Source organism: Chelatococcus sp. XZ-Ab1 (genome assembly GCF_029309855.1).
Taxonomy (GTDB): domain Bacteria; phylum Pseudomonadota; class Alphaproteobacteria; order Rhizobiales; family Beijerinckiaceae; genus Chelatococcus_A; species Chelatococcus_A sambhunathii.
This window is the reverse complement of record NZ_JARKII010000007.1, coordinates 24,277-49,969: the sequence shown is the minus strand read 5'-3', so window position 1 is coordinate 49,969 and position 25,693 is coordinate 24,277. Positions and strand designations below refer to the sequence as shown.

Below are 25,693 nucleotides of genomic sequence, written 5' to 3'. Positions count from 1 at the left end.
TCATGCTTCCACAATCCGGGTCGGCGACAAGCGAATGGGGCCCGCCATAGGAAGGATCGTCGCAAGCCATGTCCGTCGCCCGTCCATCCGATCTCGTCCAGTTCCTCCGCGCCTGGTGCGCCGATCCGGCCCGAGTCGGCGCCGTTGCGCCATCCGGCGCTGCTCTCGCCGAGCTCATCACGCGCGAGATCGGGCCGGCCTCGGCGCCCGTCATCGAACTCGGCCCCGGTACCGGCGCCTTCACAGAGGCGATCCTCGCCCGCGGCGTTGACGCCCGCGACCTCGTGCTCGTCGAATACGGCTCCGACTTCGCCCGCCTCCTGCAGGCGCGCTTCGACCGGGCCCGGGTGCTGTGGATGGACGCGGCCCGACTTGCCCAGGTCGAGCTGTTCGACGGACGTCCGGCCGGGGCCGTCGTCAGCGGCCTGCCACTGCTCAACCTGTCGCCGCGCAAGGTCATGGCCATTCTCGATGGCGCCTTTCGCCACCTCAGGCCCCAAGGTGCCTTCTACCAGTTCACCTACGGCATGCGCTGCCCGGTGCCGCGGACCATCCTCGACCGGCTCGGCCTCAGGGCGACGCACCTCGGGCGTACCGTTCGCAATGTGCCGCCGGCGGCAGTCTATCGCATCACCGCCCGCCCGCAGAGGCGCGGTGTGAAACATGTCTGAAGGGCCGGACATTTCCTGCACGATGCGGCGCCTTAACCTCAGGGCAGGAACAGCATCGGAGCGATCTGCAGGGGAAGATGTGCGGCCGCATGAGCGATCATGGCGGCCTCCAGTCCCCGTCGGACATAGATGAACCCGCACACCACACCCACGAGGCCGTTGAGCAGCAGGGCACGCAGGACGATCGCAGGGGTCAGCGGGGCGAGTGCCGCCGTGGCCGGAAGATGGCCAAGCCCGAAGACGATCGCAGCGACGGCGATGGCGATGACGACGGGCACGGTGCCGGCCCGCGCGCCCTCACGCCAGCCGCATGCAAGGAGATAGACGAGCGCGGACACAAGAAAGAGGCGCAGGAGGATCTCCTCGGCGAGGCCACCATACAGAAGGCCGGCGAGCAGACGCTTCCACAGGGCGACCTCGCCGAAGATGGCGGCAGAAGGCGGCAGCACGCCGCGAAAGAGAACCCCGTCCACGGCGACCACCAGAAGGCCGACGCCGAGCCCGACCATCACCGCCCGGTCAAGGCGCGCGTCCGCCAGGGGCGCGGGCCGCCCGCTGGCCAGCGCCGCCAGCAGCGGTGCGCCGGGAAGCCCGACGTGCTCGGCGGACCTCAGGCCGAGATGGGCGGCAAGCGCGAAGACGACCAGCGCCTGCAGCGCCATCCCGGCGATCAGGACCGGCCAGGGGGGCAGGCCGGCCATCCCTCCGTGCAGGGCGAAAGCCACGGGCAGGGTGGCGAACGAGGCCACGACTCCCAGAATCGACAACACCAGGACGAGCCGACGGTGGGGGGACGGTTGCATGACGAGCCTGTTCCGCGATGGTTGCGCCTCGGCGCTGCAGGCCCTGCTAAAGCGGGTAGATTACCTGGTTATGATGAACCTGTGCCGCAGCAGCACCGCGCCACTAAAATTGCATTCTTGACGTGTTACAACCATTGCGCGAATAATGATTTTGCTTACACTTGTTCCGTTTTCACAAGCCTTTCTTTCACCGGGGTCATTTCATGAAACATACGGTTATCCTGGTCGGCGCCGACAAGGGCGGTGTCGGCAAGACCACGACGTGCCGCGGCCTTCTCGACTATCTCATCGACCGCAACATCCTGCCTCGTGCCTTCGACACCGAAACACCTCGTGGCACGCTGCAGCGCTTCCACCCCGATATCACCGAGATCGTCGACCTGTCGCTGACGGCCGGCCAGATGCGCATCATCGACACACTGTCGCGCACAGACGTGAAGGCGAGCGTCGTCGACGTGCGCGCCGGCCAGATGGGACGAACCCTGGCCGCGCTGCGTGACATGGGCTTTCTAGAGGCGGTGGCCGAAAAACGCTTCAACTTCATCGTCCTGCATGTCCTCGGGCCGTCCATCGCATCGCTGGACGAGATTGCGGAGACGGCGCCCTTCACGAGCGATGCCCAGTATTTCCTGGTGAAGAACAAGGTGAACGATACCACCTTCTTTGATTGGAGCCCCTCCACGTCCAAGGCCTATTTCGGCAAGGTCAAATGCGCGGGTGAAATCACCATCCCGAAGCTCAACGAGATGGCCTACGAGCAGGTGGAACTCGCGGGAACGAGCTTCTCCACCTTCATTGCCGACAAGTCGCGCGACGGCGAGGAAGCCGGCCACTCCTTCGTGCTGCGTGGCTATGTCCGCTCCTGGCTGCGCTCCGTCTGCGCGGAATTCGATCGAGTGCACTTCGCCGACATCATGACGGCCCGCCCGGCGAAGAGAGCCTGAGCGAAGCCGAGGCAACGAGCTGGAAGCCCCGATGCGGCACGTCGTCATGAGTGGCTGGACGCCCATATTCATCGCCTGCGGGCCACTGGCGAACGCCGGCAAGACCCTTTCAGCGCGACTCTTCCTGGAGTTCTGCCGGGCGAGCGGGCGCTCGCCCCTCGCCTTCGACGTCAATCCACACGATGCGGAACTGGCAGCGACAACGAGTGGCGCCGCGCACATCGTCAATCTCTCCACCACGGCCGGACAGATGCGGCTGTTCGAGGGCATGCTGCAGGCGGGACCGGAAGCGCGGGTGGTCGACCTGTGGCACGGCTCCTACGAGCCCTTCCTCGACCTCATGGAGCAGATGGAGTTTGCCTCGGAAGCCGCCCGGCGCGATTTCAGACTGGTGCTGCTGCTGCACGGACGTTCGCTCGAAGACCTCGACATCCAGGCCGAGCAACTGCGCGCCCGCATCAATCCGGCCGAAACCATCGTCGTGCTCAACGAACACATCTGCGAATCGGCAGGGCCGTCATTCGCGCGCTTCGAACATTCCCTCTCGATCCCCGTGCTCGCGCCCTCCATTCTGCAACAGCTGGCGCGCATGCGGCTCGGGCTCGTCGAGGGGATCGACGCCGAACGCGGCCTGCCCTCCATGGTGGCCCGCAGTTGCCTGCGGGACTGGCTGACGCAGATCTTCGCGCAGTTCCACTGCATCGAACTGCGCCACCGTCTCGGCGCCACGACCTTCAACCCGGGCTGAGCGCGGCACCGTCACACCCGAGCGGGGCGTCGCGCTGCCCTGTTCTGTTGCGCCTCATCGAGGTCGCCCTGGGCGAGGTTGTCGAGAATGGGGCAGTGGGGCCGGTCGTCGCCATGGCAGTGGTCGGCGAGATGCCTGAGCGTGTTCACCATCTCGCGGATCTGCCGCATCTTCTCCTCGAGATCGGCGATATGGGTGGTGGCGATACGCTTCACGTCGGCGCTGGCGCGATCGCGGTCGGCCCACAGGGCGAGCAGCTCGCTGATCTCCTTGACGGAGAAGCCGAGGTCGCGCGCGCGACGGATGAAGCGCAGCCGATGGACGTCGCTCGTCGAATAGACGCGATAGCCCGCCTCGGTGCGCGCGACGCCGGCGACGAGGCCAATCTGTTCATAATAGCGGATCATCTTGGCCGAGACGCCGGAGGCGGCCGCGGCTTCGCCGATGTTCATGGGTTTGCTCCTCAGCTTCCGGCACCTGCCGGCTGCGCCGGCGAAAACCGCCGCAGCCGCAGGGCGTTGGTGACGACGAAGACACTCGACAGGGCCATGGCACCGGCGGCCAGCATCGGCGACAGCAGGATGCCGGCAGCCGGATAGAGCACGCCCGCCGCCACGGGGATGAGCGCGACGTTGTAGGCGAAGGCCCAGAAGAGGTTTTCGGTGATGTTGCGCATCGTCGCCCGCGACAGGGCGAGCGCCGTCGCGACCCCGGTGAGGGCGCCCGACATCAGCACCACGTCGGCGCTCTCGATGGCGACATCCGTCCCGGTGCCGATGGCGATGCCGACATCGGCGGCGGCGAGCGCCGGCGCATCGTTGATGCCGTCGCCGACGAAGGCGAGGGGGCCGGCGCGCTTCAGCCGCTCGACGACCTCGACCTTGCCGCCGGGCAGCACCTCCGCTTCCACGGCATCGATGCCGAGGCGCCGGGCGACGGCCTCGGCCGTGCGCCGGTTGTCGCCCGTGATCATCACGACGGAGAGGCCGAGCGCATGCAGAGCCGCCAGAGCGGCCGGCGTCGAGGGCTTGACCGTGTCCGCGACGGCGACGATGGCGGCGAGACGCCCGTCGACGGCGACATAGAGCGGCGTGCGCCCCTCGTCCGCGAGCCGCGCCGCCTCTTCGGCGAAGGGCGCGACGGCCACGCCGAGCCGTTGCATCAGGCGGTCCGCGCCGACCTCGACCCGGCGGCCCGCGATGACGGCGCTGACGCCGAAGCCGGGATCCGCCGAGAAGGCCTCGGCGGGGGCCAGGCCAAGGCCCCGCTCCTCGGCGGCGCGCACCACCGCCTGGGCGATCGGGTGCTCGGAGCGCGCCTCGGCCGAGGCGAGGAGGCCGAGCACCTCGGTCTCGTCGAAGCCATCGGCGGTGACAAGATCGGTCAGCGACGGCCGGCCCTCGGTCAGGGTGCCCGTCTTGTCGAGGGCGACGGTGCGCACGCCCCGCAGGCTCTGCAGCGCGTCCCCCTTGCGGAAGAGGACGCCGAGCTCCGCCGCCCGGCCCGTGGCGACCATGATCGAGGTGGGTGTCGCGAGCCCCATGGCGCAGGGGCAGGCGATGATGAGCACCGCCACCGCATTGACGAGCGCAAAGGATAGCGCCGGATCGGGGCCGAGGGCCAACCAGGTGAGGAAGGTCGCGCTCGCGACGGCGACGACCGCCGGCACGAACCAGGCCGTGACCTTGTCGACGAGGCCCTGGATGGGCAGCTTCGCGCCCTGGGCCGCCTCGACCATGCGGATGATCTGGGCGAGCAGCGTCTCGGCGCCCACCTTGGTGGCGCGGAAGGTGAAGGAGCCGGTGCCGTTGACCGTGCCCGCCACCACCTCCGCCCCCGCTTCCTTGGCAACGGGGACCGGCTCGCCCGTGATCATGGACTCGTCGACAAAGGAACGGCCGTCGAGAACCTCGCCATCGACGGCGATGCGCTCGCCGGGGCGCACCACGACGGTATCACCCGCCGCGACGGCGCCGATGGCAATCTCCTGCTCGGTGCCGTCGCGCAGGACGCGCGCCGTGCGCGGCTGCAGGCCGACGAGGCGGCGCACGGCCTCGCCGGTGCGGCCCTTCGCCCGCGCCTCCAGATAGCGGCCGACGAGGATGAGGGTGACGATGACCGCCGCCGCCTCGAAATAGACGTGGGTCGTCTCGGCCGGCAGCAGGGCGGGAGCAAAGGTCGCCACGCTCGAGTAGAGGAAGGCCGCGCCCGCGCCGAGCACGACGAGGGCGTTCATGTCCGGCGCGCCGCGCACAAGGGCGGGCACGCCCTTCGCGAAGAAGCGGCGGCCAGGCAGGGCGAGCACGGCGGCCGTCAGCGCGAACTGCAGCGGCCAGTTGAGATCGCCGAGCGTCGCCATCACCCAGTGGTGGAAATCGGAGAAGAGGTGAGCTCCCATCTCCACGATGACGATCGGCAGCGTCATGACGGCGGCCAGGGCGACGTCGCGACGCAGAAGGCGCGCCTCCTCGTCACGCCGGTCTGTCGCCTCGGCCCCGCCGGCCGCGACCCCGTCGAGCGGGCGCATGCCGTAGCCGGCCCGCTCCACCGCCGCGACAAGCGCAGCCGCGTCGACCGTACCTGCGGCGTGCTGCACGAGGGCCTCGCCGGTGGCGAGGTTGACGCTCGCCGCGATGACGCCGGGCACCGCGCGGAGCGCCTTCTCGATGCGCGCGACGCAGGAGGCGCAGGTCATGCCCTCGACGGCGAAGCGGCTGGTCTCGACGGCGACCGAATAGCCGGCCTCGGCGACGGCGGCGACGACGGGCGCGATGTCGGCGTCGCGGCCGGCGAAGGCGATCCGCGCCCGCTCGGTCGCGAGATTGACGTCGGCCGCCGCGACACCGGAGGCGCCGGCGATGGCCCTCTCGACGCGCCGCACGCAGGAGGCGCAGGTCATGCCCTCGATGGGCAGGAAAACCGTCGGGCCCTGCGCGGCGACGGCGCCGGCCGAGCCGGCCTCGTCGGGTGATCTCTTCATCGGCAACTCCCACATGTCTCGAAGTTGCCCCTCACATGAGGCTTCCCATGATGGGAAGGTCAAGGGCCGTTGCAAGAGCCGTTGCAAGGGCCCTCCATCGGCTGAAGCCGCTTGACCTTACTATGATGGGAAGGATTAGACAGGGCCGGGATCAATCGTTCCGGAGATCATCCATGCTCACGTTCCAGGTTCCCGAGATGAGCTGCGGCCATTGCGTCGCGGCCATCGAGCGCGCCGTCAAGGCGCTCGATGCCCACGCGGAGGTTGCCGTCGACCTTTCCGCCCGCAAGGTGACGGTCAAGACGACGCGCGACGAGGCCGCGATCCGCCGCGCCATCGACGCGGCCGGCTATCCGGCGGAACGGATCGCCGCCTGAGCGGCGTCAGTCGAGGCACTCCTCGCAGATCGCGCGCAGGTGGCGGATGTCGGTGCCACAACAGCCGCCGAGCACGCATACATGGCGCATCAGCCCCTCGCGCAGCGCCCTGTAGCGCCGGCCAAGATCGATCGGATCGCCGGGATCGAGCTCGGTCGCCGCGTCGAGCTCGGCATGGCTCGTCCTCGAGGCATTGGCACGAATGCCGCCGATGCGGCGGCGCCAAGGGGCGCCGTCGTCGTCGAGCACCCCGGCGAAATGCGTCGGGTGCGCGCAGTTGATCATGTAATAGGCGGGATAGCCGCCGGTCTCGTCATCCACCATCGCGATGGCTTCGGCAAGGCTCTCGCCGGACGGCAGCCGCCCGTCTGTCTCCACCGTGAAGGAAATGGCGACCGGCATGGCGTTCGCCCGTGCGGCGCGGGCGATGCCGGCGGCCTCGCGCGCATAGGTCATGGTGATCGCGCTCACCATGTCGGTCTCCGTCGCCGCTAGCGCGTCGACCTGATGGCCGTGGTAGCTCTCCGCCTCCGCGGGCGACATGCTGGTATCGGCGATATAGCCGTCGCCGCGCGGGCCGATGGCCCCGTTGATGACGATGGGGGTGCCGGCGGCCTCGAAACGCCGGCGCAGCTCCTCCGCAAGCGTGACGGAGGCCCGCTGCACCCGGGCGAGGTCGGCCATGGTATAGCCGAGGCGCGCACCCCAGTCAGGGCTGGCCCGCCACGTCGCCGTGTCGAGCACGAAGCCGACGCCGCGGGCGCGGGCGAGCTCGAGATAGGGCACGAAATAACGGCTCAGGCGCTCGCGGCCCTCCTCGTCGAGCACGAGAGGAAAGGCGGCAAAACAGGGCAGGTCGAGATTGTCGTGAAAGACGAGGGTGGTCTCCAGCCCGCCATCCGCCAGGAAGGGCTGACCGTCGAGCTGCGGCAGTCGCTGTCGGTAGAGTGCCATCGTCCGCTCCTTTCGGCGTGGAACGACCTATGAGGCGCGCTTGCGGCGCGCGCCGTCTGTGCCGCGGCGCACACGGCGCCCCGCAGGGAGCGGCTTTCTACCGGAGCGCAGGTCGCTACGCTTCCTCGACAGGCGTCTCGCCCACCTCGACGATCTCCACGCCGTGGTCGGCGCACAATTCGCGCAATGGGGCGGAGGTCAGCCGGTCGGTCACGAAGACATCGACCTCGCGCAGATCGGCAATGCGCACCGGTGCCGTGCGGTCGAGCTTGTGCGCATCGGCGACGAGGACAACGCGGCGCGCATTCTCGATGATGGCGCGCGCGACCCGCACTTCCCGGTAGTCGAAATCGAGCAGCGCCCCGTCCTCGTCGATGGCCGATGCGCCGATGACGGCATAATCCACCTTGAACTGGCGCACGAACTCGACCGCCGCCGAGCCGATGATGGCCCCGTCGGCCCGGCGCACCGGCCCGCCCGCAAGGATGACGTCGATGGCCGGATGGCGATAGAGCAGCGTCGCCACGTTGAGATTGTTCGTGATGACGAGCAAACCCTCGTGGTCGACGAGCGCGCGCGCCACCTCCTCCGTCGTCGTGCCAATGTTGATGAAGAGCGAGGCATTGTTCGGAACCAGCCGCGCCGCCGCCTCGCCGATGGCCCGCTTGCTGGTATGAGCGATGAGGCGGCGGGCCTCGTAGGACAGGTTCTCGACGCCCGAGACGACGATGGCGCCGCCGTGCACCCGTGTCATCAGCCGCCGGTCGCAGAGCTCGTTGAGATCCTTGCGGATGGTCTGCGGCGTCACCTCGAAGCGCCCGGCGAGGTCCTCGACATTGACCCGGCCCTGGACGCGCGCGATGGCCAGGATCTCCTGCTGGCGCGGTGTGATACTGTCGCTCATGGGGCCGCCCCTGCCGCTCGGGCCGATTCGGATCAGCGCGATTGTGGGGGCAGCCTGAGGCCGGAGGCAACGAGCTTGTCCCAGATTTCCTCGGCGCTCTCGGCGAACTCGAACAGGTCGAGGTCGTGCGGGGAAATGGTGCCCTCCTCCACCAGCGCATGGAAATTGATGATCGAGCGCCAGTAGCTCTCGTCATAGAGCACCACCGGCAGGCGCGGCGCCTTCTGCGTCTGCTGCAGGGTGAGGAGCTCGAACAGCTCGTCGAGTGTGCCGAAACCGCCGGGGAAGACAACGAGGGCATTGGCGCGCATGGCAAGATGCATCTTGCGCATCGCGAAATAATGGAAGCGGAAAGTGAGCTCGGGCGTCGAATAGGCGTTCGGCTCCTGCTCGTGCTGCAAGGTGATGTTGAAGCCGATGGAGGGCGCGCCGGCCTCGAAGGCGCCACGGTTTGCCGCCTCCATGATGCCAGGCCCACCGCCGGTGGCGATGACATTGTCACGCTGGCCATGGTCGTGCTCCATGGCCCCGCCGCGCTCGGAGGCGATGCGGCCGAAACGGCGCGCCTCCTCATACCAGCGGGCCCGGCGGGCGAGTTGCTTGCGCTCGCGGTCGCCAACCGTCTCGTCCGCGGTCATATCGTCGAGAGGCCGGGCCCGCGCGGTACCGAAGACAACGATTGTCGAGCGCACGCCCCAGTTTCGCAACGCTTCCTCGGCCTTGGCATATTCGAGCAGGAAGCGCACGCCGCGCATCGAATCCCCGAGCAGGAAGTCCTGGTCCAGCGCCGGCAGGCGGTAGGAGGGGGATTGCATCTGCTGTCGGTTGTCTTGGGTCGCCACCGCCTGCCTCATTTGTTCAGAGTTATTTCAAACCCTTCCCGATTAGCAGGCCCGGTGGCTTTGTCGAGCCTGCGAGGTCAGCGCTGACGCAGCAGCGCCTGCTCGCGCAGGAAGATGAAGAGGCCCGCCGCGATGATGATGGCCGCGCCGGCGAGCATGGCTGCGTCCGGGATGTCGCCAAAGACGAGATAGCCGAGGATGACTGCCCAGACGATCAGCATGTACTGGTAGGGAGCGAGCACCGAGGCGCTCGCGTGCTTGAGCGCGCGCGTCACGCAGATGTGCGCCGCGAGCGCCACGACGCCGAGGAGCGACAGCAGCGCGAAATCGCCCGTCGCCGGCGGCACCCAGCCGAACGGCGCAAGCGCGATGCCGAAGACAAGGGCGCCCAGTGTCTGCCAGAAGACGAGGGACGTGTCGCTCGTGCCGCGCAGGTGACGAGTCGTGATCATCAGGAGGGCGAAGAAGATGCTGCCGAGCAGCGCCACGAGCGCATAGACGTCCAGCGTCGCTGCCGAGGGGCGCAGCGCGATGAGAACGCCGACGAAGCCGACGAGCACAGCCGTCCAGCGCCGCCAGCCGACCTTCTCGCGCAGGAAAAGCGCCGACAGCGCTGTCACATAGATGGGGCCGGCCAGATAATAGGTGACCACATCGGCGAGCGGCAGGCCGATGACGGCCCAGTAGAAGAACACGACCTCGAAGGTGGCGAAGACGACGCGGGCGAGCTGCAGCCCGGGCTTCGGCAGCGTGAGGATGTTGCCGAGACCTTCGCGCCACACGAATGGCGCAAGGACGAGGAGCGCTGCGAAGCTGCGGATCAGCAGCACCTGCGCCACCGTGAAGGTGGCGACCAGCCACTTGCCGAGCACGTCGTTGACGGAAAACATGAAGATGCCGAGCATCATCAGGCTGATGCCCAGGAGAGCATTGCCCGGCGGCGACGCCTTGGCGGCGGCCGCGTCATCCTCGCGCGCCGGTGTTGCCGACATGCTGCACCTCCCCCGGCCGGATAAATGCCGACCTGCTCAACGTCTGTGCATCGCCCGGCACAGCGGGAAAGGCAAGCGCACCCAGCGCATGGCTAGCCGGCAGCATTGCAGGACGCGCCCGGCGCCAGCGCGAGGCGCATCCCTTGATCGTCGGACGATCGGATGGGTGCGTACAAGCGTCGTGAGCCTCCATCCGGGCGGCAATCGGCCGACTCCGGCACGAACCGGAGCCGGCACGCGGCAGGTGAGCTTCAGAATTTCCAGCTCACGTTGCCATGAACGCCATGCGTCTCGGTCGACTTGCCGAACTGGCCCGAATAGGCGACGCCGACGGTCAGGTCCTTCGTAAAGGCGGCGTCGAGGCCCGTCTCCACGACGCCCACGTTCTTCGCCACCGGCACGCCATAGACCGTGAAGGGGCTGCTGCCGGCAAAGGCATGGACGGCGCTGAGCGTCGACTTGCCGAAGGCATGGCGCCAGCCGAGCATGCCGCGGGCGGTCAGCGCCATGTCGCCGAGGTCGAACTGGCGCTCGAGGCGCAGGCCCAGGGTGCCATAGAGCTTGTCCGAGGAATGGCCGGTGCCGGTCAGGGCGGCGACACCAACCTTTTCGCGATAGCCGTCCTCCTCGAGCCTGACATAGGCGAGGCCGCCGAAAGGCTCCAGCGTGAGCGCGTTCCAGTGAATCGCGTAGCCGAGATCGCCGTAGGCCTGCAGCGTGCTGGCGTCATAGCTCGAGGCCAGGCTCTCCGAGAAGCCGGGGAAGCGCACGTCGCGCGTGGTCGAGATGTCGTGCCAGGTGTAGCTGGCGCCGAGCTGCAGGCCGAGCCGGTTCCATTGCGCCCCCCCATAGAGGCCGATGTGGTAGTTGTCGCTCGATGCCTGCGAATGGCGCTCGTCGACACTGAACCGGGACTTGCTGTAGCCGCCGACGAGGCCGACGCGGAACCTCTCCACGACCGGCACATCCGCGCCGATGAGGAAGCCGCCCGTGCTGTGATCGAGCGAGGCGGCATTGCCATCGCCGTTGGTGCTGCTCCATGTGCCGAAGCCCTGCCCCCACAGGACGAGCTCGTCCCCGATCCTGGGCGTGACCTGCCGCGGCATCGGGTCCTTGATGTTGCGGCTCGGCTCGTGCGTGGGCACCTCGCGGCCGAGACCGCCCAGGGCACTGCGCAGGCGGTTGCCCGTCGCCTCGCGGATGAAGCGGCTCTCCTCCAGCAGCGCGGCCTTGGTCGAGGCGTAGATCTCGCCAGAGATCTGGTCGAAGGCGTAGCGCGCCTCCTCATCGGTCTGCAGATAGGCGATGGCGCGAAAGAGCGCGTTGGTCGGGTAGTTGGTAGCCGGATCGCGCTGCCACTTGAGCTCCTGCACAGCCGTCGCCGCGTTGATCTGGTTGACCGTGCGCCCCGCCTCCTGGAACAGACGATATTGCGCCACGTCGAGATAGACGTTGTTGGCGTCGTAATGGTCCTCAACGCGGTAGAAGGTCGACACCCACGTATCGCCGGTCAGCGTGTAGGTGCCGGTGCGGCCTCCGTCCGCCGTCAGCACCGTGTAGCGGTGCTCGAGCTCGTAGCGGGCCGGATCGATCTTGGTCACGTTGAGGACGGCGCCCGGATCGATCGTCGCCGTGCCGGTGACGTGGATCAGGTCGCTCTCGCCGGTCGAGCGCACCTCGGTCTGGTAGAAGGAGCCGGCCTCCTGCGTGACGTTGCCGGCGATCGTGAGCGTGCCGATGGGTGTCCTGCCCGGATCGGTGGCGTTGCCCGGGGCGATGGTGCCGCCGGCATGCACGACGGTGGTACCTACCTGCCCGAGGCCTTCGAGCGTGCCGCCGGTGTTGACGTCGACCGTGCCGCCGAGGATGCCGTTGACGGAGAGCGTGCCGGCATCGATGAAAGTACTGCCCGTGAAGCCCGAGCTGCCGGCGGTGAGGCGCGTCACGCCGGAGCCGATCTGCCTGATCGTGCCGGTACCGGTGATCTGACGGTCGAAGACCTTCACGTCGGAGCGGTTGAAGGCGAGGGTGCCGTCGGCGCGGATGTCGACACCGGAGGTGGCGTCGATGGAGCCGGTGGTGCCGCCGTCGCCCAGCTGCAGCGTGCCGCGGAAGATGGTGGTGGGGCCGGTATAGGTATTGGCGCCGGTCAGAATCGTCGTCCCGGTGCCGATCTGCTCGACGGCGCCCGTCCCGCTGATGACCTGGCCGTAGGTATAGGCGTTGGACCGGTTGAACTGCACGACGCCGTCATTGACGATGTCGTTGACGACGTGGCCGGTCTCGCCGGTGTCGTTCGGCCCCTCGTGGCCGATGCGCAGCGTGCCGCCCGAATGCACCGTGACGTTGCCGGCGAGCACGTTGTTGACGACCATGGTGCCGCCGTGGACGTGGGCCGGGCCGATGAAGCCGGACGAATCCCCGTCCAGCACCGTAAAGCCCTCGAAATGGTTGACGGTGCCGAGGCCGACGAAGCCGGCCTTGAAGCGGTAGTCGAGGGCCTCGTCGCCCGTATGCTTGAAATTGACCGTGCCGGCGCCCTCTCCGAAGCGGACGAAGGCGGCGTCGAGCGTGCCCGGCGCACGCGCATTCGCATCCGTGTCGGTGCCGCCGAGATAGGTCTTCACATCCGTGTGCAAGCCGTAGTCGACGCCCTGCGGCGACATGGCACCGATGTTGAGGATTCCGGTGGAGCCGGCTTTCTCGCCGATGACCAGCGTGCCCTCGCCGTCGGCGATGCGCACCGTGCCGCCGTCGTTGATGACGAGGACACCGGCGGTGTTGCTCTCCGAGGCGAGGGTGAGGGACTGGCGATTGTCCCACAGGCTGTCGGTGCCGGTCACGAGCGCATAGCCGCGCGCCCCCGGCTCCTTGGCGATGACGCCGATCCCATTGTTGACCTCGCCGCCCTGGTCGACGATCAGGTATCCTTCGCCACGCACGCCGACGTCGAGGCGTCCGCCGCCGCTCATGGTGCCCTGGCTCGTGATCGCGATGCCGACGCCGGTCGCGGTGGCTCCGAGTGCGATGTCTCCCGCCGTGGCCGTCGTCGCCGTCGCCCCGATGGTCCGGATATGGCCGTAGCCCGCCTCGCCGACGATGAGCCGGTCGCCGGTCGTCATCTGGCCCTCATTGACAATCAGGCCCGCGCCCGACGAATTCGTGCCGAGCGTCACCCGGCCGTTGGTGACGGCAGAGCTGCCGGATGCGATGAAAAGCGAGCCGGAGCCAGCTTCGCCGACGGTGAGGTTGCCGCCAGTGACGAGGCTGCCGCCACCGAGCAGGGTGATCGCCCCCGCGACCCCGCCGAGTTGGCCGATGACCGTGCTGCCGCCGACGGCGATCATGCCGCTGTTGCTGACGGAGCCCTGGCCCGCACTGCCGACGATCAGGCTGCCGCCCACCGTGGCGGTGCCGGAATTGTTGAAATGCCCGACGCCTGTCGAGCCGACGACCATCGAACTGGTGACCGAGAGCGTGCCCAGATTGGCGAGATTGCCCGCGCCGAAGCTGCCGCTGTTCGCTCTGCCGCCAGAAAAGCCGATGAAGAGGTTGCCGGCCGCCGCCGCACCCGAATTCTGAACCGTGTCGTGCTGAACCGGGCGCGGGCTGGCGCCGCTCTGATAGGTCGACAAGCCGATGTTCACGTCCTGCGTCGCCGTTGGCAGGCCTGCCGCCCAGTTGCCGGGCGTGCCCCACTGATTGTCGCCGGCCGTCGCACAAGTCGTGATCCCGCACGTGTAGTAGAATGAGCTCCCCCCTGTCCAGGAATTGGTCTGCGCCATGGCCGACGACGCGGTTACCATGAGCGCTGCCAAGGAACTGGTCAGCTCTAAGTATGTAGCCGGCTTCATAATATCCTCTACTCGGTTCTGAGCGCGGATTGATCGAGGGCAGGACGCGTTTTTTGGGCTGCCGGATCGTCTCGGCGCGATGCGGCGGATCTGGGTCGGACGCGATGCCGATGAGGCCGGCCGTCAAATTCCGGCACCGGGAAAGCGCCCCCGAAAAGCGCCCGCTCTACAAAAGCCGCCGTGACGCTCGGCGCCATGGCGCCTTACGGCTTACGAAACGCAATCTGTGCAAATTCACAGAATTACAAATACTTCAACTGTATACATCATTATCCGAAAAACATTCCTGCACTGGGAACGATCGCACTTGGCCTAAGCATCAACAATAATTGCGATCGGCAGCATTGATAAGATTTTATATTTCCATGCCGCCGCAGCGAGCCGTAGCGCCAGCCGCTCCCATGGCCGGCGACCGTCGAGCAGTGTAGCGCCGATTAACGGTGGCAAAACTCATCCGTCACGCAAAACGATTGCAAACGGCGCAGGGAGAAGGCGACGTGCCGCATCGGTCAGGCGCTGAGCAGGACCTGAGCGGCGGGCCGATCGAGTGGCGATCACGGCGCCTGCGCAGGCATCATCAGCGCCTTTGCGAAGCCGTTCTCCACGAAGCGGATGCTCCCGTCAGGCAGGCCGAGGATGCGGTCGAGGGCGATGCCGTGCATGCGCAGCCGCTCGTCGAGCGCCGCGGCCGCCGCCTCCCCCTCCAGCGTGTCGGCCGCATTGACGGCGCGGGCGACGGCATCGTGCGTGCTTGCACCCAGGGTGAGGATGATCTCGGCGACAGCCTGTACATCCGGCACGTCAAAGATGCCCTCCTCCTGCCCCTGCGCGATGATGCGGGCGAGCGCCGGCAGCGTCACGGCGCCGACGGCGGCGTTCAGCCGGTGGTAGAGCACCAGGTTGCCGGGCCGGAAGATGACGTAGAACATGGCCCGGATGGCCGGCGCCTGCTCCACCTTGAGACGGCGGGCGCGACCGAGGAAGGCGTTGAGCCGCGTTAGCGCATCGAGCCCCGGCTCGTCGAGAATCGCCTGCAGCTGGGCGAGGCTTTCACGCGCCATCGCCTCGGCGAGCGCCTCCAGCACATCCTCCTTCGATGCGAAGTGATGATAGAAGCCACCCTTGGACATGCCGGCCCGGGCGATGATGTCATTGACCGTGGTCGCTTCGTAGCCGCGCTCGAAGAACAGGTCCCGGGCGGCGTCGAGGAGCTCCTTGCGGCGCTCCTGCGGATGCTTGACGATGCGGGGCATGCCTCTTGCCTTAGCGCACTGCTTCTTGACGACCGACCGACGGTCTGTAATATGACCGACCGTCGGTCTGAAACATAGCGCCGGCGCCGCCTCGGCCGCAACCTGCATTTTCGGCCGGCTGACGCAGCGCAATGCGGAACGCGCCCCGCGCAGGTCATGATGAAGCACCGCGCGGGCAAAGGCCTCCCGCACCGGAGGCGTTCGGAGAAACGTCGTGAAGACTTCGCGCATCCTCGTCGTCATGGGGCTCGTCGCCGCCGGCGCAGCTGGCGTCTGGTCCTTCATGCGCCCGACGAGCGTCGAACTCGTCGCCCCGCGGCGCGGGGACGCCGCCGAGATCGTCTATGCGACCGGCGTCGTCGAGCCGCGCACCTGGGCCAAGGTCACACCGCTCATCCGCGAGCACATCGTGGAGCTGTGCAACTGCGAGGGTCAGGATGTCGAGGAAGGCGCCGTGCTCGCCCGCCTCGACAGTCGCCAGGCCGATGCGACCCTGGCCGAATTGCGGGCCCGCGAGCGCTTGGCTGCAACAGAGTACGAACGCCTGTCGGTGCTCATCGAGCGCAATGCGGCGAGCCAGCAGGCGCTCGATCGGGCACGCAGCGAGATCAACCAGGCGGAAGCGCTCATTTCCGGCCACAAGGCGCGGCTCGAGAACTACGTGCTGCGCGCACCGATGTCCGGGGTGGTGTTGCGGCAGGACGGCGAGGTGGGGGAGATCGCCGAGCCCGGCACCGTGCTGTTCTGGGTGGGCAAGCCCAAGCCCCTGCAGGTCGTCGCGGACGTGAACGAAGAGGATATCCCGCGCATCGCGGCGGGCCAGCACGTCCTTCTCCAGGCCGACGCCTTCCCCGGCCGGCAGCTCGAGGCGAGCGTCGATCGGATCACGCCCAAGGGCGACCCGGTCGCCAAGACCTATCGGGTCTACCTCGCCCTGCCGGACGATACGCCGCTGATGATCGGCATGACAGTCGAAATCAACATCGTCATTCGGGTGGCGGACAACGCCCTGCTGGTGCCGGCCGAGGCGATCCGCGAGAATGCGGTCTTCACCGTCGCGGACGGTGTGGCGCGCCGCCACCCGGTCACGATCGGCATTCGCGGCCCGCGCGAGGTGGAGGTCCTGTCCGGCCTCGACGACGATCAGCGCATCATCTCGCCGGTGCCTGAGACGCTCGTCGACGGCGCGAAGGTCAGGCCCGCGGAGCAGTGAAGAAGTGAACCATGCGCCTCCTCCTCGAATTGGCCGTCACGCACATCCTCGGGCGGGGACGGCAGACGGTCGTCGCCATCGCCGGCGTCGCGCTCGGCGTCGGTTTCTCCATCGCCATGGCCTCGCTGATGCAGGGCGGCGAGGACGACTTCATGGCGCAGCTGGTCGACACCATGCCGCACGTGCAGATCACCGACGAGCGCCGCACCGCGCGCCGCCAGCCGGCCGAGGACGTCTTCGCGCTCGCCGCCATCGCCGGCCTGAGGCCGAAGGAAGACCGGCGCGGCATCCTCAACCCGGCCGAGGTCGGCGCCATGCTGCGCGCCTTCGTGCCCGGCCGCATCTCGATGAGCCTCAGGACGCAGGGCGTCGTGCGCTATGCCGGGCGCGATGTCGGCATCAGCATCATCGGCATCGACCCCGAGGAGGAGGCGGCCGTCTCCTCCGTCGCGGGTGACTTCCTCGAAGGCAGCTTCGCCTCGCTCGCCGGCGGCGGCAACAACATCATCGTCGGCGACCGGCTGGCAGAGCGGCTCGGCGCCCGGCTCGGCACCACCGTCACGGTCGTCTCGTCGACGGGCCAGTCGCGGGGCTTCAAGATCGTCGGCCTGTTCCACACCGGCACTACCGCCCGCGACGAGGGCGAGGGCTACGTGCTGCTCAAGAATGCACAGATCCTGAGCGAGCGGCCCAACGCCATCAACGACATCCGCATCAAGCTGGATGACCCGTCCGCCGCACCGGCGGTCGCCCGGCGCGCGGAGGCGCAGACCGGCTACAAGACCGTGCCCTGGCAGGAGGCGAACGAATCCCTGCTCGAGGCGCTCGTGATCCGCAACGTCATCATGTACACGGTGGTCGGCGCCATCATGCTCGTCGCCGGCTTCGGCATCTTCAACATCATCTCGACCATCACCCACGAGAAGGCGCGCGACATCGCCATCCTGAAGTCGCTCGGCTTCACGCAAGGGGACATGCGCCGCCTGTTCCTCGTCGAGGGTCTCGCGCTCGGGCTCGGCGGCTCCGCCCTCGGCTGGGTCATGGGCTTTTCCCTGTGCTATGCCATGTCGCTCGTCCACTTCGAATTGTCGGGCGCGGCGGTGGGGCGCGAGATGACGCGCCTGCCGCTCGCCTGGAGCATCTGGCACTATGTCATCGCCGCGGGCTTCGCCCTCGCCTCGGCGGCCGTCGCAGGCTACCTGCCGGCGCGCCAGGCGGCGCGGCTCAACCCGGTCGACATCATCCGGGGGGCGTCATGAGCCCGCTCATCGAAGCCCGCGGGCTGACCCGCATCCTGCCCGCCACCGTGCCGGTCACCCTCGTGCGCGACGTGTCGCTGACCATCGGCGAGCGCGAGTTCATCGCCATCACCGGCCCCTCGGGCTCCGGCAAGTCCTCGCTGCTCTACCTGCTCGGACTGCTCGACGAGCCGACGAAGGGCACGCTCAGCCTCGCCGGGCACGCCACGTTGGGCCTCCACGACGAGGCACGGGCGAAGCTGCGGCTCGCCACCATCGGCTTCGTCTTCCAGTTCCATTTCCTGCTGCCGGAATTCACGGCGCGCGAGAATGTCGAGATCCCCATGCGCAAGCTCGGCCGGCTCTCGCCCGGCGAGATGAGTCGGCGCGCAACCGAGCTCCTCGCGGCCATCGGCCTCGCGGACCATCTCGACAAGCGGCCGGACCAGCTCTCCGGCGGGCAGCGCCAGCGCGTCGCGGTGGCGCGGGCGCTCGCCAACGACCCGCCACTCGTGCTTGCCGACGAGCCGACGGGCAGCCTCGATTCGACGAGTTCCGAGCAGGTCTTCCTCATCCTCGCCGACCTCGTGCGCCAGCGCGGCAAGACCGTCGTCGCCGTCACCCACGACCTCGACATTGCCAGTCGCGTCGACCGACGCATCCACCTCGTCGACGGCAAGGTGGTGAGCGACGACTGCAACAAAGACAAGAAGGCGGAGCCCGCTACGTCAGACGCTCGATGAGCGCCATCGCGGCCGCCGGATTGGCCACCTTGTGGCCGCTGATGACATAGAGGAAGACGTCCCGCCCCTGCGGCGCCGCGACATGGCGGGTGACAGTCTCGAGGTCGTCCGGCGCCCCGCCCGCCGCCCAGGCGCGGGCGCGCTCTGCCCAGGCGTCGAGCGCGGCGGGCGCGTAGCCGAGGTTCTCCCCCTCACTGGTGCCCATGATGCGGGCGTAGACAAAGGGCGCCGTCACGTCGGCGATCTGCGGATATTTGCTATCTCCGGCAACGACGAGCGCCACCTCGTGCTCGCGCAGGAGGGCGATGAAATCCGGCGAGCGGAAGCTGTCATGGCGCACTTCCACCCCATGGCGCAGGGCGCGCCCGTCGACGGATTTGGGCAACAGCGCCAGAAAGGCGGCGAAGTCGTCCGGGTCAAACTTCTTCGTCGGGGCGAACTGCCAGTTGATGGGGCCGAGCTTCTCCCTGAGCTCGATAAGGCCACCCGTGACGAAGCGTTCGATCGATTCGCCAGCCTCGGCCAGCACGCGCCGGTTGGTGGCGAAGCGCGGCCCCTTGAGGGCGAAGACGAAGCCCTCCGGCGTCTCCTCGCGCCATTTGGCGAAGCTCTCGGGCTTCTGCGAGCCGTAGAACGTGCCATTGATCTCGATGGAGGTGAGTTTGCGGCTCGCATATTCGAGCTCGCGCTTCTGGGCGAGGCCTTCGGGATAGAAGGTTCCCCGCCAGGGCTCGTAGGTCCAGCCGCCGATGCCGATGCGGATGCCGGGCGCTGCGTCTTGCGGCACGTTTCATCTCCCTGCTCGTTGCAGACGGGGCGGCTCCTGCCACGGCCGCAGGCCCTCGGCCACCCGTTTTGCGCGCGACGATAGCACCGCCGGCACTTCCCTGCAGCCGCGCGCATCCCCCGCGTCTCGCACGACGCCTTCGAGCGGCCGTGCATGTGCAGATCAAGAGCGCGGTGCTATCGCTGCGCCGAGCGCGGCGGCGGTCGCCTCGTCGGCGGGGAAAAAGGCCTCGATCGCGAGTTCCGCGAGGGTAATGTCGACCGGCGTGCCAAACACGGTGGTGGTGGAGAAGAAGGACAATGGGCCGCCCGGCATCGCCAGGCGCAGCGGCACGAGGACGCCGCCGAAATCCTCGATGCCCGCAAGGTGCTTGACCTCCTCGCCTTCCTCGGGCGCCGGAAAAGCCTTCAGTTCTTCCATCAACGCCATGAGGGCGGGATCGGCCGTCACCTCGATCTGATGACGCAGCCGGTCGAGGAGATGGGCCCGCCATTCGGCGAGGTTGAGGATGTGTGGCGCGAGCCCCGCCGGATGCAGGCTGAGGCGCAGCACGTTGACGGGTGGCTGCTTCAACGCCTCGTCTGCGACGAGGGCCATGAGCGGCGGCACAGCCGCATTGGCGGCCACCATGGTCCAATGCCGGTCGAGCGCCAGCGCAGGAAAGGGCGCATGGCCCTCGAGCACGAGGTCGATGGCCCGACGGGCCGGCGCAAGCGCCGGATCGTCGAGGCGCCGCTCGGGATAGACGGGCGCGTAGCCGGCGGCCAGGAGCATCAGGTTCCGCGCGCGCAGGGGCACGTCAAGGCGCTCGGCAAGCCGCAGGATCATCGCCCGACTCGGCACCGAGCGGCCGCTCTCGATGAAGCTCAGGTGCTTCTGGGAGATTTCGACGTCGAGAGCGAAGGCGAGCTGGCTGAGCCGGCGGTGCTGCCGCCATTCGCGGATGTGGTCGCCGACCGTGCGGGCGGTGGTGATGAAGGGCCTGGTCATGGCCCGACGATAATGCCCCGGCGCTGCTTGCCAATTACCTGCCGCTTAATTGGCACGCCGCCGAGCAAGCGAAATCCTCCTCAGCGTTCGACAACACGACGCCACGGAGAAACCCCATGACCACCAAGCGCCCCCTGTTCTTCCTGCGCCTTGCGCTTCTCGGCGATGCGGCGGCGAGCGCCGCGACCGGCCTTGCGATGGCCGCCGGAGCCGGACTCCTCGACGGGCTTCTCGGCCTGCCAGAGCCGCTGCTGCGCTATGCCGGGCTGTTCCTCGTGCCCTACGGGCTCTGCGTCGCCTTCGTCGGCACGCGCGAGCGCATCGCCCGCGGCGCCGTGCTCGCCATCGTCGCCATCAACGTCCTGTGGGTCATCGAGAGCCTTGCCATCCTCATCAGCGGCTGGGTGGCGCCAACCGCGCTGGGCACCGCCTTCGTGCTCCTCCAGGCCGCGGTCGTCGGCGGCTTCGCGGTGGCGCAATGGCTCGGCTTGCGCCGCGACATCGGCCTGTCGCCGGCCTGAACATCACGCCCCATCGGAGGAGAAAAACATGACAACCTTTGCCATCGCCCATCTGCGCTCCGTCACCATGGGACCCGCCATCATCGCGTATCTCGAAAAGATCGATGCGACGATCGCGCCCTTTGGCGGCCGCTTCGTCCTGCACGGCGAGCCTGTGGAGCCGCTCGAAGGCGCCTTCGAGGGCGACCTTGTTATCATTGCCTTTCCCGACCGGGAGAGCGCCCGGGCATGGTACCGCTCGCCAGCCTACCAGGCCATCCTGCCGCTGCGCACGGAGCATGCGGACGGCGCCGCTTTCCTCGTCGATACGGTCGGCGACGACCATCGCGCCACCGACATCCTCAGGTGACGACGATTCCGAAGTGCCGGCGCAGGGCCTCCTCACCCTTGCGCGTGACGGCGACGGCGCGGCTGCCCTCGATGCGGCGGATCCAGCCCTCTGCGAAACAGTGGCTGCACAACGCCGCGCCAACGGCACCGGCCAGATGCGGGCGGCGCTCGCTCCAGTCGAGGCAGGGCCGGCAGAGAACGCGGGCGCGGCGCCCGGCCGTCCGGCCTGCGAGATCGATGCCGAGGCTCGCGAGCAGGTCGACGCCGCTCGGCATCAGGGTGGCAGCCTCGGGCTCGATCTCGGCGTGTCCGGCCTCCACCAGCACATCGGCAAGGGCGACGCCGAGCCGGCCGGCGAGATGGTCGTAGCAGGTGCGGGCGCGCCGCAGCGCCGCGTCGCGCGGCCCGACGGTCAGCCTGTGGCCGGGGACGGCCCGTGTCGCGGCAACCTGCATGATGCCCTCCATCATCTGCGCGACGGCGCGCGAGGTAAGGCGATGATAGCGGTGACGGCCCTGCTTTTCGACGGCGACAAGGCCGGCCTCGGTCAGTCGGGCGAGATGGCCGCTCGCCGTCTGCGGCGTCACGCCGCCGGCCCGGGCCAGCTCTCCCGCTGTCATCGCCCGCCCGTCCATCAGCGCTTGGAGCATCGCCGCCCGCGCAGGCTCCCCCGCAAGCGTCGCAATCTCGGCAAAGGCCGCCGTCGAAACCATCCGCAGTCTCCCTTCCTGCCGCACCAGCCTGCCAGATCCGGCTGCATCATGTTTCGGAGGTGACCGTAACATCGGTGCACCGGCGCCGCCCATGGTGGGGACCAGACGATGCATGAAGACAGGAGCCCCGCCATGACCGTCACCGTCTCCATCCGCTACTGGATCGATCCCTACAAGCGTGATGCCTTCGAAGCCTATGCCCGCAACTGGCTCGACATCATTCCCGTCTGCGGCGGCGATCTCGTCGGCTATTTCCTGCCGCATGAGGGCATCAACAACATCGCGTGGGGCCTCATCTCCTTCGAGAGCCTCGCCGCCTACGAGGCCTATCGGGCACGGCTCAGGGCCGACGCGGGCGGCGCGGCGAACTTTCGCATGGCCGAGGAGGGGCGGTTCATCCACGCGGAGGAGCGCACCTTCCTGCGACCCGTCACGCCCGGGCCGTAACTGGCGCGCCGCTCGAACCTCCGCACTCGAAGCCCTGCCAGAAGGGCGTCGCACATACTTGCCAGTCAACCTGGAATATGTAACATGTTAGTCCGTTCCCGCTTGGGCCGTCGGCCTGCTCTCTCGACCGAGGATCTTCGTCTTGTCCGCCACGCGCGACCGTTTCGGCCTGTCCGCCGCCATGACCCTGCCGTTCCATGCGGACGGCGCCATCGACCTGCCGCGCCTTGCCGCCCATGCCCAGTGGTGCCTCGCCAATGGCTGCAGCAGCGTCACAGTCTTCGGCACCACCGGTGAGGGTCCCTCCGTCGGGCTCGCCGGCCGGCAGCAGATCCTCGGCGCATTGCTCGGTGCCGGCATCCCCGGGGACCGGATCGTCGGCGGGCTCGCCGCCACCTCGCTCCACGAGGCGCTCGACCAGGCGCGACTTGCCCTCGACGCCGGCTGCAAGGCCCTGCTCGTGCCACCGCCCTTCTACTTCAAGGGCGTGAGCGACGACGGACTCTTCGCCTGGTTCGCCGCCTTCTTCGGCAAGCTCGGCGCCGCAGCGCGCGACGTGATTCTCTACAACATCCCTTCGGTCACCGCGGTGCCCCTGTCGGTGGCGCTGGTCGGGCGGCTGAAGGCGGCCTTCCCGGGCGTCGTCATGGGCGTCAAGGATTCCTCCGGTGACTGGGCCTATACCGAGGCGCTCCTCGCCACGCACAAGGACCTCGTCATCCTCATCGGCGACGAGCGCTATCTCGCCCGGGGCGTGGCACTCGGCGGCGAGGGCGCGATCTCGGGCCTCGCCAACGTCTGCCCGGACAAGCTCGCCCGGCTGATCGATAAGGCCGAGCCGAACGAGGCCATCAACCAGCTCGTCGAACTCGTGCTCCGATATCCGGTCACGCCGGCAGTGAAGGCGCTCGTCGCCCACCGCACGGGCGATGCGGCCTGGCTCAACGTGCGCCCGCCGCTCGTGCCGATCGCGGTCGGTGATGCGGCCGTCATCGGCGCCAGCCACGACTCCATCTTCAACCGGAAGGCAGCCTGACGCCCGGGCCCGCGAGCGCGACGACCGGCCCGCCGGCCGCCTCCGCATCCTCGGCATCATGCGTGACGAGCAGGGCCGGCAGGCCGCGCTCGCGCGCATGGGCAAAGACGAAGGCGCGGATATCCGCGCGCAACGCGGCGTCGAGCTTGCCGAAGGGTTCATCCAGCAGCAGGGCGCGCGGCTCGGCTAGCAGGGTGCGCAGGAGGCTGACCCGCGCCTTCTGCCCGCCCGACAGCGTCGCGGGATCGCGATCCTCGAAGCCGGCGAGCCCGGCCTGTTCCAGCGCCTCCGAAACCTTTCCACGGCGCTCGGCGCGGCTGCGCCAGCGCCCGCGCGGCAGGCCGAACAAGAGGTTGCCAGCGACGCTCAGATGCGGGAAGAGCACCGGGTCCTGGAACAGGATGCCGACATGCCGCGCCTCGGCGGGCTGGGCATCGATGCGCTCGTGCCCGATCATCACCTGCCCCTCGGCGGCAAAGGCGCGCCTGTCGATGAAACCTGCGACATAGGCGAGCAAGGTCGACTTGCCGATGCCGCTCGGCCCCATCACCGTCGCCACCATGCCGGGCAGGACAGTGAGATCGAGCCGATCGACCAGATTCCGTCCATCGCGCGAGGCGATGGAGACGCCCGCGAGCACGAGCGCCCCGGCCGCCGCGGGATCGCCGCTCATGCCATGCCCCTGAAGCGGCGGAAGACAAGGAACGGCACGGCGAGCGCGAGACCGTAGGCCGCGAGTGGCAGGGCCGTCTGCAGCACGGCGACGAGGCCGAGGATGCGTCGGTCGCCCCCGGAGGAGAGCGTGACCGCCTCGGTCGTCAGCGTCGCCACCCGGCCGGCGCCGGCAAAGAGCGTGGGCAGGTATTGCGCGATCGAGACGGCGAAGCCGACGGCCGCGGCGACGAGGATGGGCCGCGCGAGCAGCGGCAGCTTCACGACGAGAAAGACCCGCCACCGGCCGGCTCCCATGGCCGCCGCGGTCATGGCATAGCGCGGATCGAGCGCACGGTAGGCATCGGCCAGCGACAGGAAGACGAAGGGCAGCACGAAGACGAGATGGGCCCAGACCACGGCGGCGGGCGTGCCGTCGAGACCGGCGTGGATGAGCAGCACCTGTACCCCGAAGAGAAAGGCGATCTGCGGCACGATGAGCGGCAGATAGATCAGCCACAGCACCGCTGCTCCCGGATGCAGGCCTTGGCGCTGCTCGTTCTCGAGGCAGGCCAGCGTCAGGACGAGGGCGATGGCGACGGCGGCTAGGCCGATGCCGGCGCTGGTGCCGGCAAGCGCAGCGGCCCCGCCGGCCTCGTCCCGCCAGAGCGCGAGTTGCCAATGGTCCGGCAGCGCGGCGGGAAAGCGCCACGAACCGGCGAAGGACCAGACGAGCATCGCGAGGAGCGACAGGAGCCCGAGCACGATCAGGAGACCGGCAAGGGCTCCTGCGACCTCGGCCGCCGCGCCTGGCGCGCGCGAGCGCGAGCCGCGGGCGAGCCACCGGCGGTGGAGGGCGGCGATGGGTCGCTCACATGCGAGCCACAGGAGGATGGCGAGGACGACGAGCAGGAACTGCAGCGTCGCGGCCGCGGCCGCCGGATAATAGAGGGCGAGGTCGTAGCCCTTGAACCAGCGCGTGGCGAGGACGGCTAGCGGCGGCGGGTTGCCCGGCCCGACGATGATAGCGACGTCAACGACCGACATGGAGAAGGCGAGAACGGCGAAGACCGGCAGGCGCACCTGCCGGTAGAGCTGCGGGAAGACCACCGTCGCCCAGGCCGTCGCCTGGCCGCGGCCGAGCGCGCGCGCGGCCGCGGTCAGCCGCTCGACCGGCACCGTGGCCGAGGCGGCGAAGAGCATCATGGCGAGGTAGGGCACCTCCTTGAGGAGGAGGGCGGCGACGAGGCTGGCGCCAAGCGGATCGCCGACCGTCACGGGCTCCGCCGGCGGCACCTGCCAGCCCGTCGCCCAGGGCGAGAGGAGGCGCACCAGCCAGCCGCTCGGCATGGCGAGGAAGGCGAAGCCTAGCGCAACGCCGCTCGGCGGGCTGGCAAGGAGCGGCATGATGAGGCGTCGCAGCCGCGCCATGCCGGGCCGGTGCGCCGCGGCGGCACAGAGACCGGCGGCGAGGATCAGGGCCAAGAGCGTCGTTGCGAGTCCCGTCCCGAAGGTCAGCGCGAGCGCGCTGGCGAAGCCGGGGGCAGCGAAGAGCATGCGCCAGCCGTCGAGCGAGAAGGTCGCGCCGCCGAGAGCCGGCAGGAAGCCGAAGGCCGGCAGCAGCGTGAAGGCAAGCCCCAGCACGACCGGCCCGGCGAGAACGGCGAGCGTGGCGGCCGGGGCAAGGCGCAGCAGCATCGCC

The 25,693-nt window shown here is 68.6% G+C and carries 26 protein-coding genes; 12 read left to right on the top strand and 14 right to left on the bottom strand.

Features of this window, described 5'->3' with window-relative positions; translation table 11 throughout:
• Positions 1-68: 68 nt before the first annotated feature.
• The gene (locus tag P2T65_RS11730; protein WP_276199835.1) at positions 69-671 is read left to right on the top strand and encodes a methyltransferase domain-containing protein; all 603 of its coding nucleotides are present in this window, start codon (positions 69-71) and stop codon (positions 669-671) included.
• 38 nt (positions 672-709) lie between these two features.
• On the opposite strand, the gene P2T65_RS11725 is transcribed toward P2T65_RS11730, so the two are convergent.
• Positions 710-1,474 (bottom strand): CPBP family glutamic-type intramembrane protease, encoded by a 765-nt coding sequence (locus P2T65_RS11725; protein ID WP_071923139.1) that lies wholly within the window; start codon positions 1,472-1,474, stop codon positions 710-712.
• Here P2T65_RS11725 and P2T65_RS11720 point away from each other — a divergent pair.
• The 3 genes from P2T65_RS11720 (at position 1,473) to P2T65_RS11710 (ending at position 3,166) form a co-directional block, all read left to right on the top strand.
• On the top strand, positions 1,473-1,595 hold the full coding sequence (locus P2T65_RS11720) for a hypothetical protein (protein WP_276199834.1): 123 nt from the start codon (positions 1,473-1,475) through the stop codon (positions 1,593-1,595). The genes P2T65_RS11725 and P2T65_RS11720 overlap by 2 nt on opposite strands.
• 82 nt (positions 1,596-1,677) lie before the next feature.
• On the top strand, positions 1,678-2,418 hold the full coding sequence (locus tag P2T65_RS11715; RefSeq protein ID WP_055459932.1) for a hypothetical protein: 741 nt from the start codon (positions 1,678-1,680) through the stop codon (positions 2,416-2,418).
• A 31-nt stretch (positions 2,419-2,449) separates the two neighbouring features.
• Positions 2,450-3,166, top strand: a complete 717-nt coding sequence (locus P2T65_RS11710) for a hypothetical protein (RefSeq protein ID WP_276199833.1) — start codon at positions 2,450-2,452, stop codon at positions 3,164-3,166.
• An 11-nt stretch (positions 3,167-3,177) separates the two neighbouring features.
• On the opposite strand, the gene cueR is transcribed toward P2T65_RS11710, so the two are convergent.
• Together cueR and P2T65_RS11700 are read right to left on the bottom strand one after the other, a co-directional pair.
• A complete protein-coding gene (gene cueR / locus P2T65_RS11705) occupies positions 3,178-3,618 on the bottom strand; it encodes a Cu(I)-responsive transcriptional regulator (protein ID WP_276199832.1) in 441 nt (146 codons plus the stop codon).
• A gap of 11 nt (positions 3,619-3,629) precedes the next feature.
• Complete coding sequence (locus P2T65_RS11700; RefSeq protein WP_276199831.1) at positions 3,630-6,146, bottom strand: heavy metal translocating P-type ATPase; 2,517 nt, start codon at positions 6,144-6,146, stop codon at positions 3,630-3,632.
• A 173-nt stretch (positions 6,147-6,319) separates the two neighbouring features.
• Here P2T65_RS11700 and P2T65_RS11695 point away from each other — a divergent pair, with 173 nt between their 5' ends.
• A complete protein-coding gene (locus P2T65_RS11695) occupies positions 6,320-6,523 on the top strand; it encodes a cation transporter (protein ID WP_055459864.1) in 204 nt (67 codons plus the stop codon).
• Positions 6,524-6,529: 6 nt separating this feature from the next.
• Here the strand turns inward: P2T65_RS11695 and P2T65_RS11690 are convergent, their stop codons facing one another.
• From P2T65_RS11690 to P2T65_RS11665, 6 genes are all read right to left on the bottom strand, one after another.
• Positions 6,530-7,477, bottom strand: a complete 948-nt coding sequence (locus tag P2T65_RS11690; protein ID WP_276199830.1) for a homocysteine S-methyltransferase family protein — start codon at positions 7,475-7,477, stop codon at positions 6,530-6,532.
• Positions 7,478-7,592: 115 nt separating this feature from the next.
• Complete coding sequence (locus P2T65_RS11685; protein ID WP_276199829.1) at positions 7,593-8,381, bottom strand: DeoR/GlpR family DNA-binding transcription regulator; 789 nt, start codon at positions 8,379-8,381, stop codon at positions 7,593-7,595.
• Between the two features lie 32 nt (positions 8,382-8,413).
• Positions 8,414-9,196 (bottom strand): TIGR00730 family Rossman fold protein, encoded by a 783-nt coding sequence (locus P2T65_RS11680; protein ID WP_055459867.1) that lies wholly within the window; start codon positions 9,194-9,196, stop codon positions 8,414-8,416.
• A gap of 104 nt (positions 9,197-9,300) precedes the next feature.
• Positions 9,301-10,215: a DMT family transporter gene (locus P2T65_RS11675; RefSeq protein WP_055459868.1), complete on the bottom strand. Its 915-nt coding sequence runs from the start codon at positions 10,213-10,215 to the stop codon at positions 9,301-9,303.
• Positions 10,216-10,466: 251 nt separating this feature from the next.
• Positions 10,467-14,021, bottom strand: coding sequence for an autotransporter domain-containing protein (locus P2T65_RS11670; RefSeq protein WP_276199827.1), 3,555 nt, complete (start codon positions 14,019-14,021; stop codon positions 10,467-10,469).
• 602 nt (positions 14,022-14,623) lie between these two features.
• Positions 14,624-15,322 carry a TetR/AcrR family transcriptional regulator gene (locus tag P2T65_RS11665; protein ID WP_071923133.1) on the bottom strand — a complete coding sequence of 233 codons (699 nt, stop codon included), beginning with the start codon at positions 15,320-15,322 and terminating at the stop codon, positions 14,624-14,626.
• A 241-nt stretch (positions 15,323-15,563) separates the two neighbouring features.
• Between P2T65_RS11665 and P2T65_RS11660 the strand changes: the two genes are divergently transcribed.
• Genes P2T65_RS11660 through P2T65_RS11650 form a run of 3 tightly spaced genes read left to right on the top strand, consistent with a single transcriptional unit; the run spans position 15,564 to position 18,516 of the window.
• Positions 15,564-16,535 carry an efflux RND transporter periplasmic adaptor subunit gene (locus P2T65_RS11660; RefSeq protein ID WP_276199916.1) on the top strand — a complete coding sequence of 324 codons (972 nt, stop codon included), beginning with the start codon at positions 15,564-15,566 and terminating at the stop codon, positions 16,533-16,535.
• An 11-nt stretch (positions 16,536-16,546) separates the two neighbouring features.
• A complete protein-coding gene (locus P2T65_RS11655; protein ID WP_055459871.1) occupies positions 16,547-17,794 on the top strand; it encodes an ABC transporter permease in 1,248 nt (415 codons plus the stop codon).
• Positions 17,791-18,516, top strand: a complete 726-nt coding sequence (locus tag P2T65_RS11650) for an ABC transporter ATP-binding protein (protein ID WP_071923132.1) — start codon at positions 17,791-17,793, stop codon at positions 18,514-18,516. Before P2T65_RS11655 ends, P2T65_RS11650 begins: the two co-directional genes overlap by 4 nt.
• Here the strand turns inward: P2T65_RS11650 and P2T65_RS11645 are convergent.
• The gene (locus tag P2T65_RS11645; RefSeq protein WP_276199826.1) at positions 18,497-19,303 is read right to left on the bottom strand and encodes a DUF72 domain-containing protein; all 807 of its coding nucleotides are present in this window, start codon (positions 19,301-19,303) and stop codon (positions 18,497-18,499) included. The genes P2T65_RS11650 and P2T65_RS11645 overlap by 20 nt on opposite strands.
• A gap of 162 nt (positions 19,304-19,465) precedes the next feature.
• Positions 19,466-20,293, bottom strand: a complete 828-nt coding sequence (locus P2T65_RS11640; RefSeq protein WP_055459874.1) for a helix-turn-helix transcriptional regulator — start codon at positions 20,291-20,293, stop codon at positions 19,466-19,468.
• A 116-nt stretch (positions 20,294-20,409) separates the two neighbouring features.
• Between P2T65_RS11640 and P2T65_RS11635 the strand changes: the two genes are divergently transcribed.
• Both P2T65_RS11635 and P2T65_RS11630 read left to right on the top strand, forming a co-directional pair.
• On the top strand, positions 20,410-20,814 hold the full coding sequence (locus tag P2T65_RS11635; RefSeq protein ID WP_055459875.1) for a hypothetical protein: 405 nt from the start codon (positions 20,410-20,412) through the stop codon (positions 20,812-20,814).
• A 28-nt stretch (positions 20,815-20,842) separates the two neighbouring features.
• Positions 20,843-21,163 carry a DUF1330 domain-containing protein gene (locus P2T65_RS11630; RefSeq protein WP_055459876.1) on the top strand — a complete coding sequence of 107 codons (321 nt, stop codon included), beginning with the start codon at positions 20,843-20,845 and terminating at the stop codon, positions 21,161-21,163.
• Here P2T65_RS11630 and P2T65_RS11625 read toward each other — a convergent pair.
• Positions 21,156-21,857: a helix-turn-helix transcriptional regulator gene (locus P2T65_RS11625; protein WP_276199825.1), complete on the bottom strand. Its 702-nt coding sequence runs from the start codon at positions 21,855-21,857 to the stop codon at positions 21,156-21,158. The genes P2T65_RS11630 and P2T65_RS11625 overlap by 8 nt on opposite strands.
• Positions 21,858-21,989: 132 nt before the next feature.
• On the opposite strand from P2T65_RS11625, the gene P2T65_RS11620 reads away from it, so the two are divergent.
• The gene (locus tag P2T65_RS11620) at positions 21,990-22,304 is read left to right on the top strand and encodes an NIPSNAP family protein (RefSeq protein WP_055459878.1); all 315 of its coding nucleotides are present in this window, start codon (positions 21,990-21,992) and stop codon (positions 22,302-22,304) included.
• A 181-nt stretch (positions 22,305-22,485) separates the two neighbouring features.
• Complete coding sequence (locus P2T65_RS11615) at positions 22,486-23,340, top strand: dihydrodipicolinate synthase family protein (RefSeq protein WP_276199915.1); 855 nt, start codon at positions 22,486-22,488, stop codon at positions 23,338-23,340.
• Here P2T65_RS11615 and P2T65_RS11610 read toward each other — a convergent pair.
• Together P2T65_RS11610 and P2T65_RS11605 are read right to left on the bottom strand one after the other, a co-directional pair.
• A complete protein-coding gene (locus tag P2T65_RS11610) occupies positions 23,321-24,013 on the bottom strand; it encodes an ATP-binding cassette domain-containing protein (protein WP_055459879.1) in 693 nt (230 codons plus the stop codon). The genes P2T65_RS11615 and P2T65_RS11610 overlap by 20 nt on opposite strands.
• Positions 24,010-25,689, bottom strand: a complete 1,680-nt coding sequence (locus P2T65_RS11605) for an ABC transporter permease subunit (protein WP_276199824.1) — start codon at positions 25,687-25,689, stop codon at positions 24,010-24,012. Before P2T65_RS11605 ends, P2T65_RS11610 begins: the two co-directional genes overlap by 4 nt.
• Positions 25,690-25,693: the final 4 nt, after the last annotated feature.

Coding starts and splice junctions, on each gene's coding strand:
- P2T65_RS11730 (WP_276199835.1), top strand. CDS start 69: ATGTCCGTCGCCCGTCCATCCGATCTCGTCCAGTTCCTCCGCGCCTGG.
- P2T65_RS11720 (WP_276199834.1), top strand. CDS start 1,473: ATGACGAGCCTGTTCCGCGATGGTTGCGCCTCGGCGCTGCAGGCCCTG.
- P2T65_RS11725 (WP_071923139.1), bottom strand. CDS start 1,474: ATGCAACCGTCCCCCCACCGTCGGCTCGTCCTGGTGTTGTCGATTCTG.
- P2T65_RS11715 (WP_055459932.1), top strand. CDS start 1,678: ATGAAACATACGGTTATCCTGGTCGGCGCCGACAAGGGCGGTGTCGGC.
- P2T65_RS11710 (WP_276199833.1), top strand. CDS start 2,450: ATGCGGCACGTCGTCATGAGTGGCTGGACGCCCATATTCATCGCCTGC.
- cueR (WP_276199832.1), bottom strand. CDS start 3,618: ATGAACATCGGCGAAGCCGCGGCCGCCTCCGGCGTCTCGGCCAAGATG.
- P2T65_RS11700 (WP_276199831.1), bottom strand. CDS start 6,146: ATGAAGAGATCACCCGACGAGGCCGGCTCGGCCGGCGCCGTCGCCGCG.
- P2T65_RS11695 (WP_055459864.1), top strand. CDS start 6,320: ATGCTCACGTTCCAGGTTCCCGAGATGAGCTGCGGCCATTGCGTCGCG.
- P2T65_RS11690 (WP_276199830.1), bottom strand. CDS start 7,477: ATGGCACTCTACCGACAGCGACTGCCGCAGCTCGACGGTCAGCCCTTC.
- P2T65_RS11685 (WP_276199829.1), bottom strand. CDS start 8,381: ATGAGCGACAGTATCACACCGCGCCAGCAGGAGATCCTGGCCATCGCG.
- P2T65_RS11680 (WP_055459867.1), bottom strand. CDS start 9,196: ATGCAATCCCCCTCCTACCGCCTGCCGGCGCTGGACCAGGACTTCCTG.
- P2T65_RS11675 (WP_055459868.1), bottom strand. CDS start 10,215: ATGTCGGCAACACCGGCGCGCGAGGATGACGCGGCCGCCGCCAAGGCG.
- P2T65_RS11670 (WP_276199827.1), bottom strand. CDS start 14,021: ATGGTAACCGCGTCGTCGGCCATGGCGCAGACCAATTCCTGGACAGGG.
- P2T65_RS11665 (WP_071923133.1), bottom strand. CDS start 15,322: ATGCCCCGCATCGTCAAGCATCCGCAGGAGCGCCGCAAGGAGCTCCTC.
- P2T65_RS11660 (WP_276199916.1), top strand. CDS start 15,564: ATGGGGCTCGTCGCCGCCGGCGCAGCTGGCGTCTGGTCCTTCATGCGC.
- P2T65_RS11655 (WP_055459871.1), top strand. CDS start 16,547: ATGCGCCTCCTCCTCGAATTGGCCGTCACGCACATCCTCGGGCGGGGA.
- P2T65_RS11650 (WP_071923132.1), top strand. CDS start 17,791: ATGAGCCCGCTCATCGAAGCCCGCGGGCTGACCCGCATCCTGCCCGCC.
- P2T65_RS11640 (WP_055459874.1), bottom strand. CDS start 20,293: ATGACCAGGCCCTTCATCACCACCGCCCGCACGGTCGGCGACCACATC.
- P2T65_RS11635 (WP_055459875.1), top strand. CDS start 20,410: ATGACCACCAAGCGCCCCCTGTTCTTCCTGCGCCTTGCGCTTCTCGGC.
- P2T65_RS11630 (WP_055459876.1), top strand. CDS start 20,843: ATGACAACCTTTGCCATCGCCCATCTGCGCTCCGTCACCATGGGACCC.
- P2T65_RS11625 (WP_276199825.1), bottom strand. CDS start 21,857: ATGGTTTCGACGGCGGCCTTTGCCGAGATTGCGACGCTTGCGGGGGAG.
- P2T65_RS11620 (WP_055459878.1), top strand. CDS start 21,990: ATGACCGTCACCGTCTCCATCCGCTACTGGATCGATCCCTACAAGCGT.
- P2T65_RS11615 (WP_276199915.1), top strand. CDS start 22,486: ATGACCCTGCCGTTCCATGCGGACGGCGCCATCGACCTGCCGCGCCTT.
- P2T65_RS11610 (WP_055459879.1), bottom strand. CDS start 24,013: ATGAGCGGCGATCCCGCGGCGGCCGGGGCGCTCGTGCTCGCGGGCGTC.
- P2T65_RS11605 (WP_276199824.1), bottom strand. CDS start 25,689: ATGCTGCTGCGCCTTGCCCCGGCCGCCACGCTCGCCGTTCTCGCCGGG.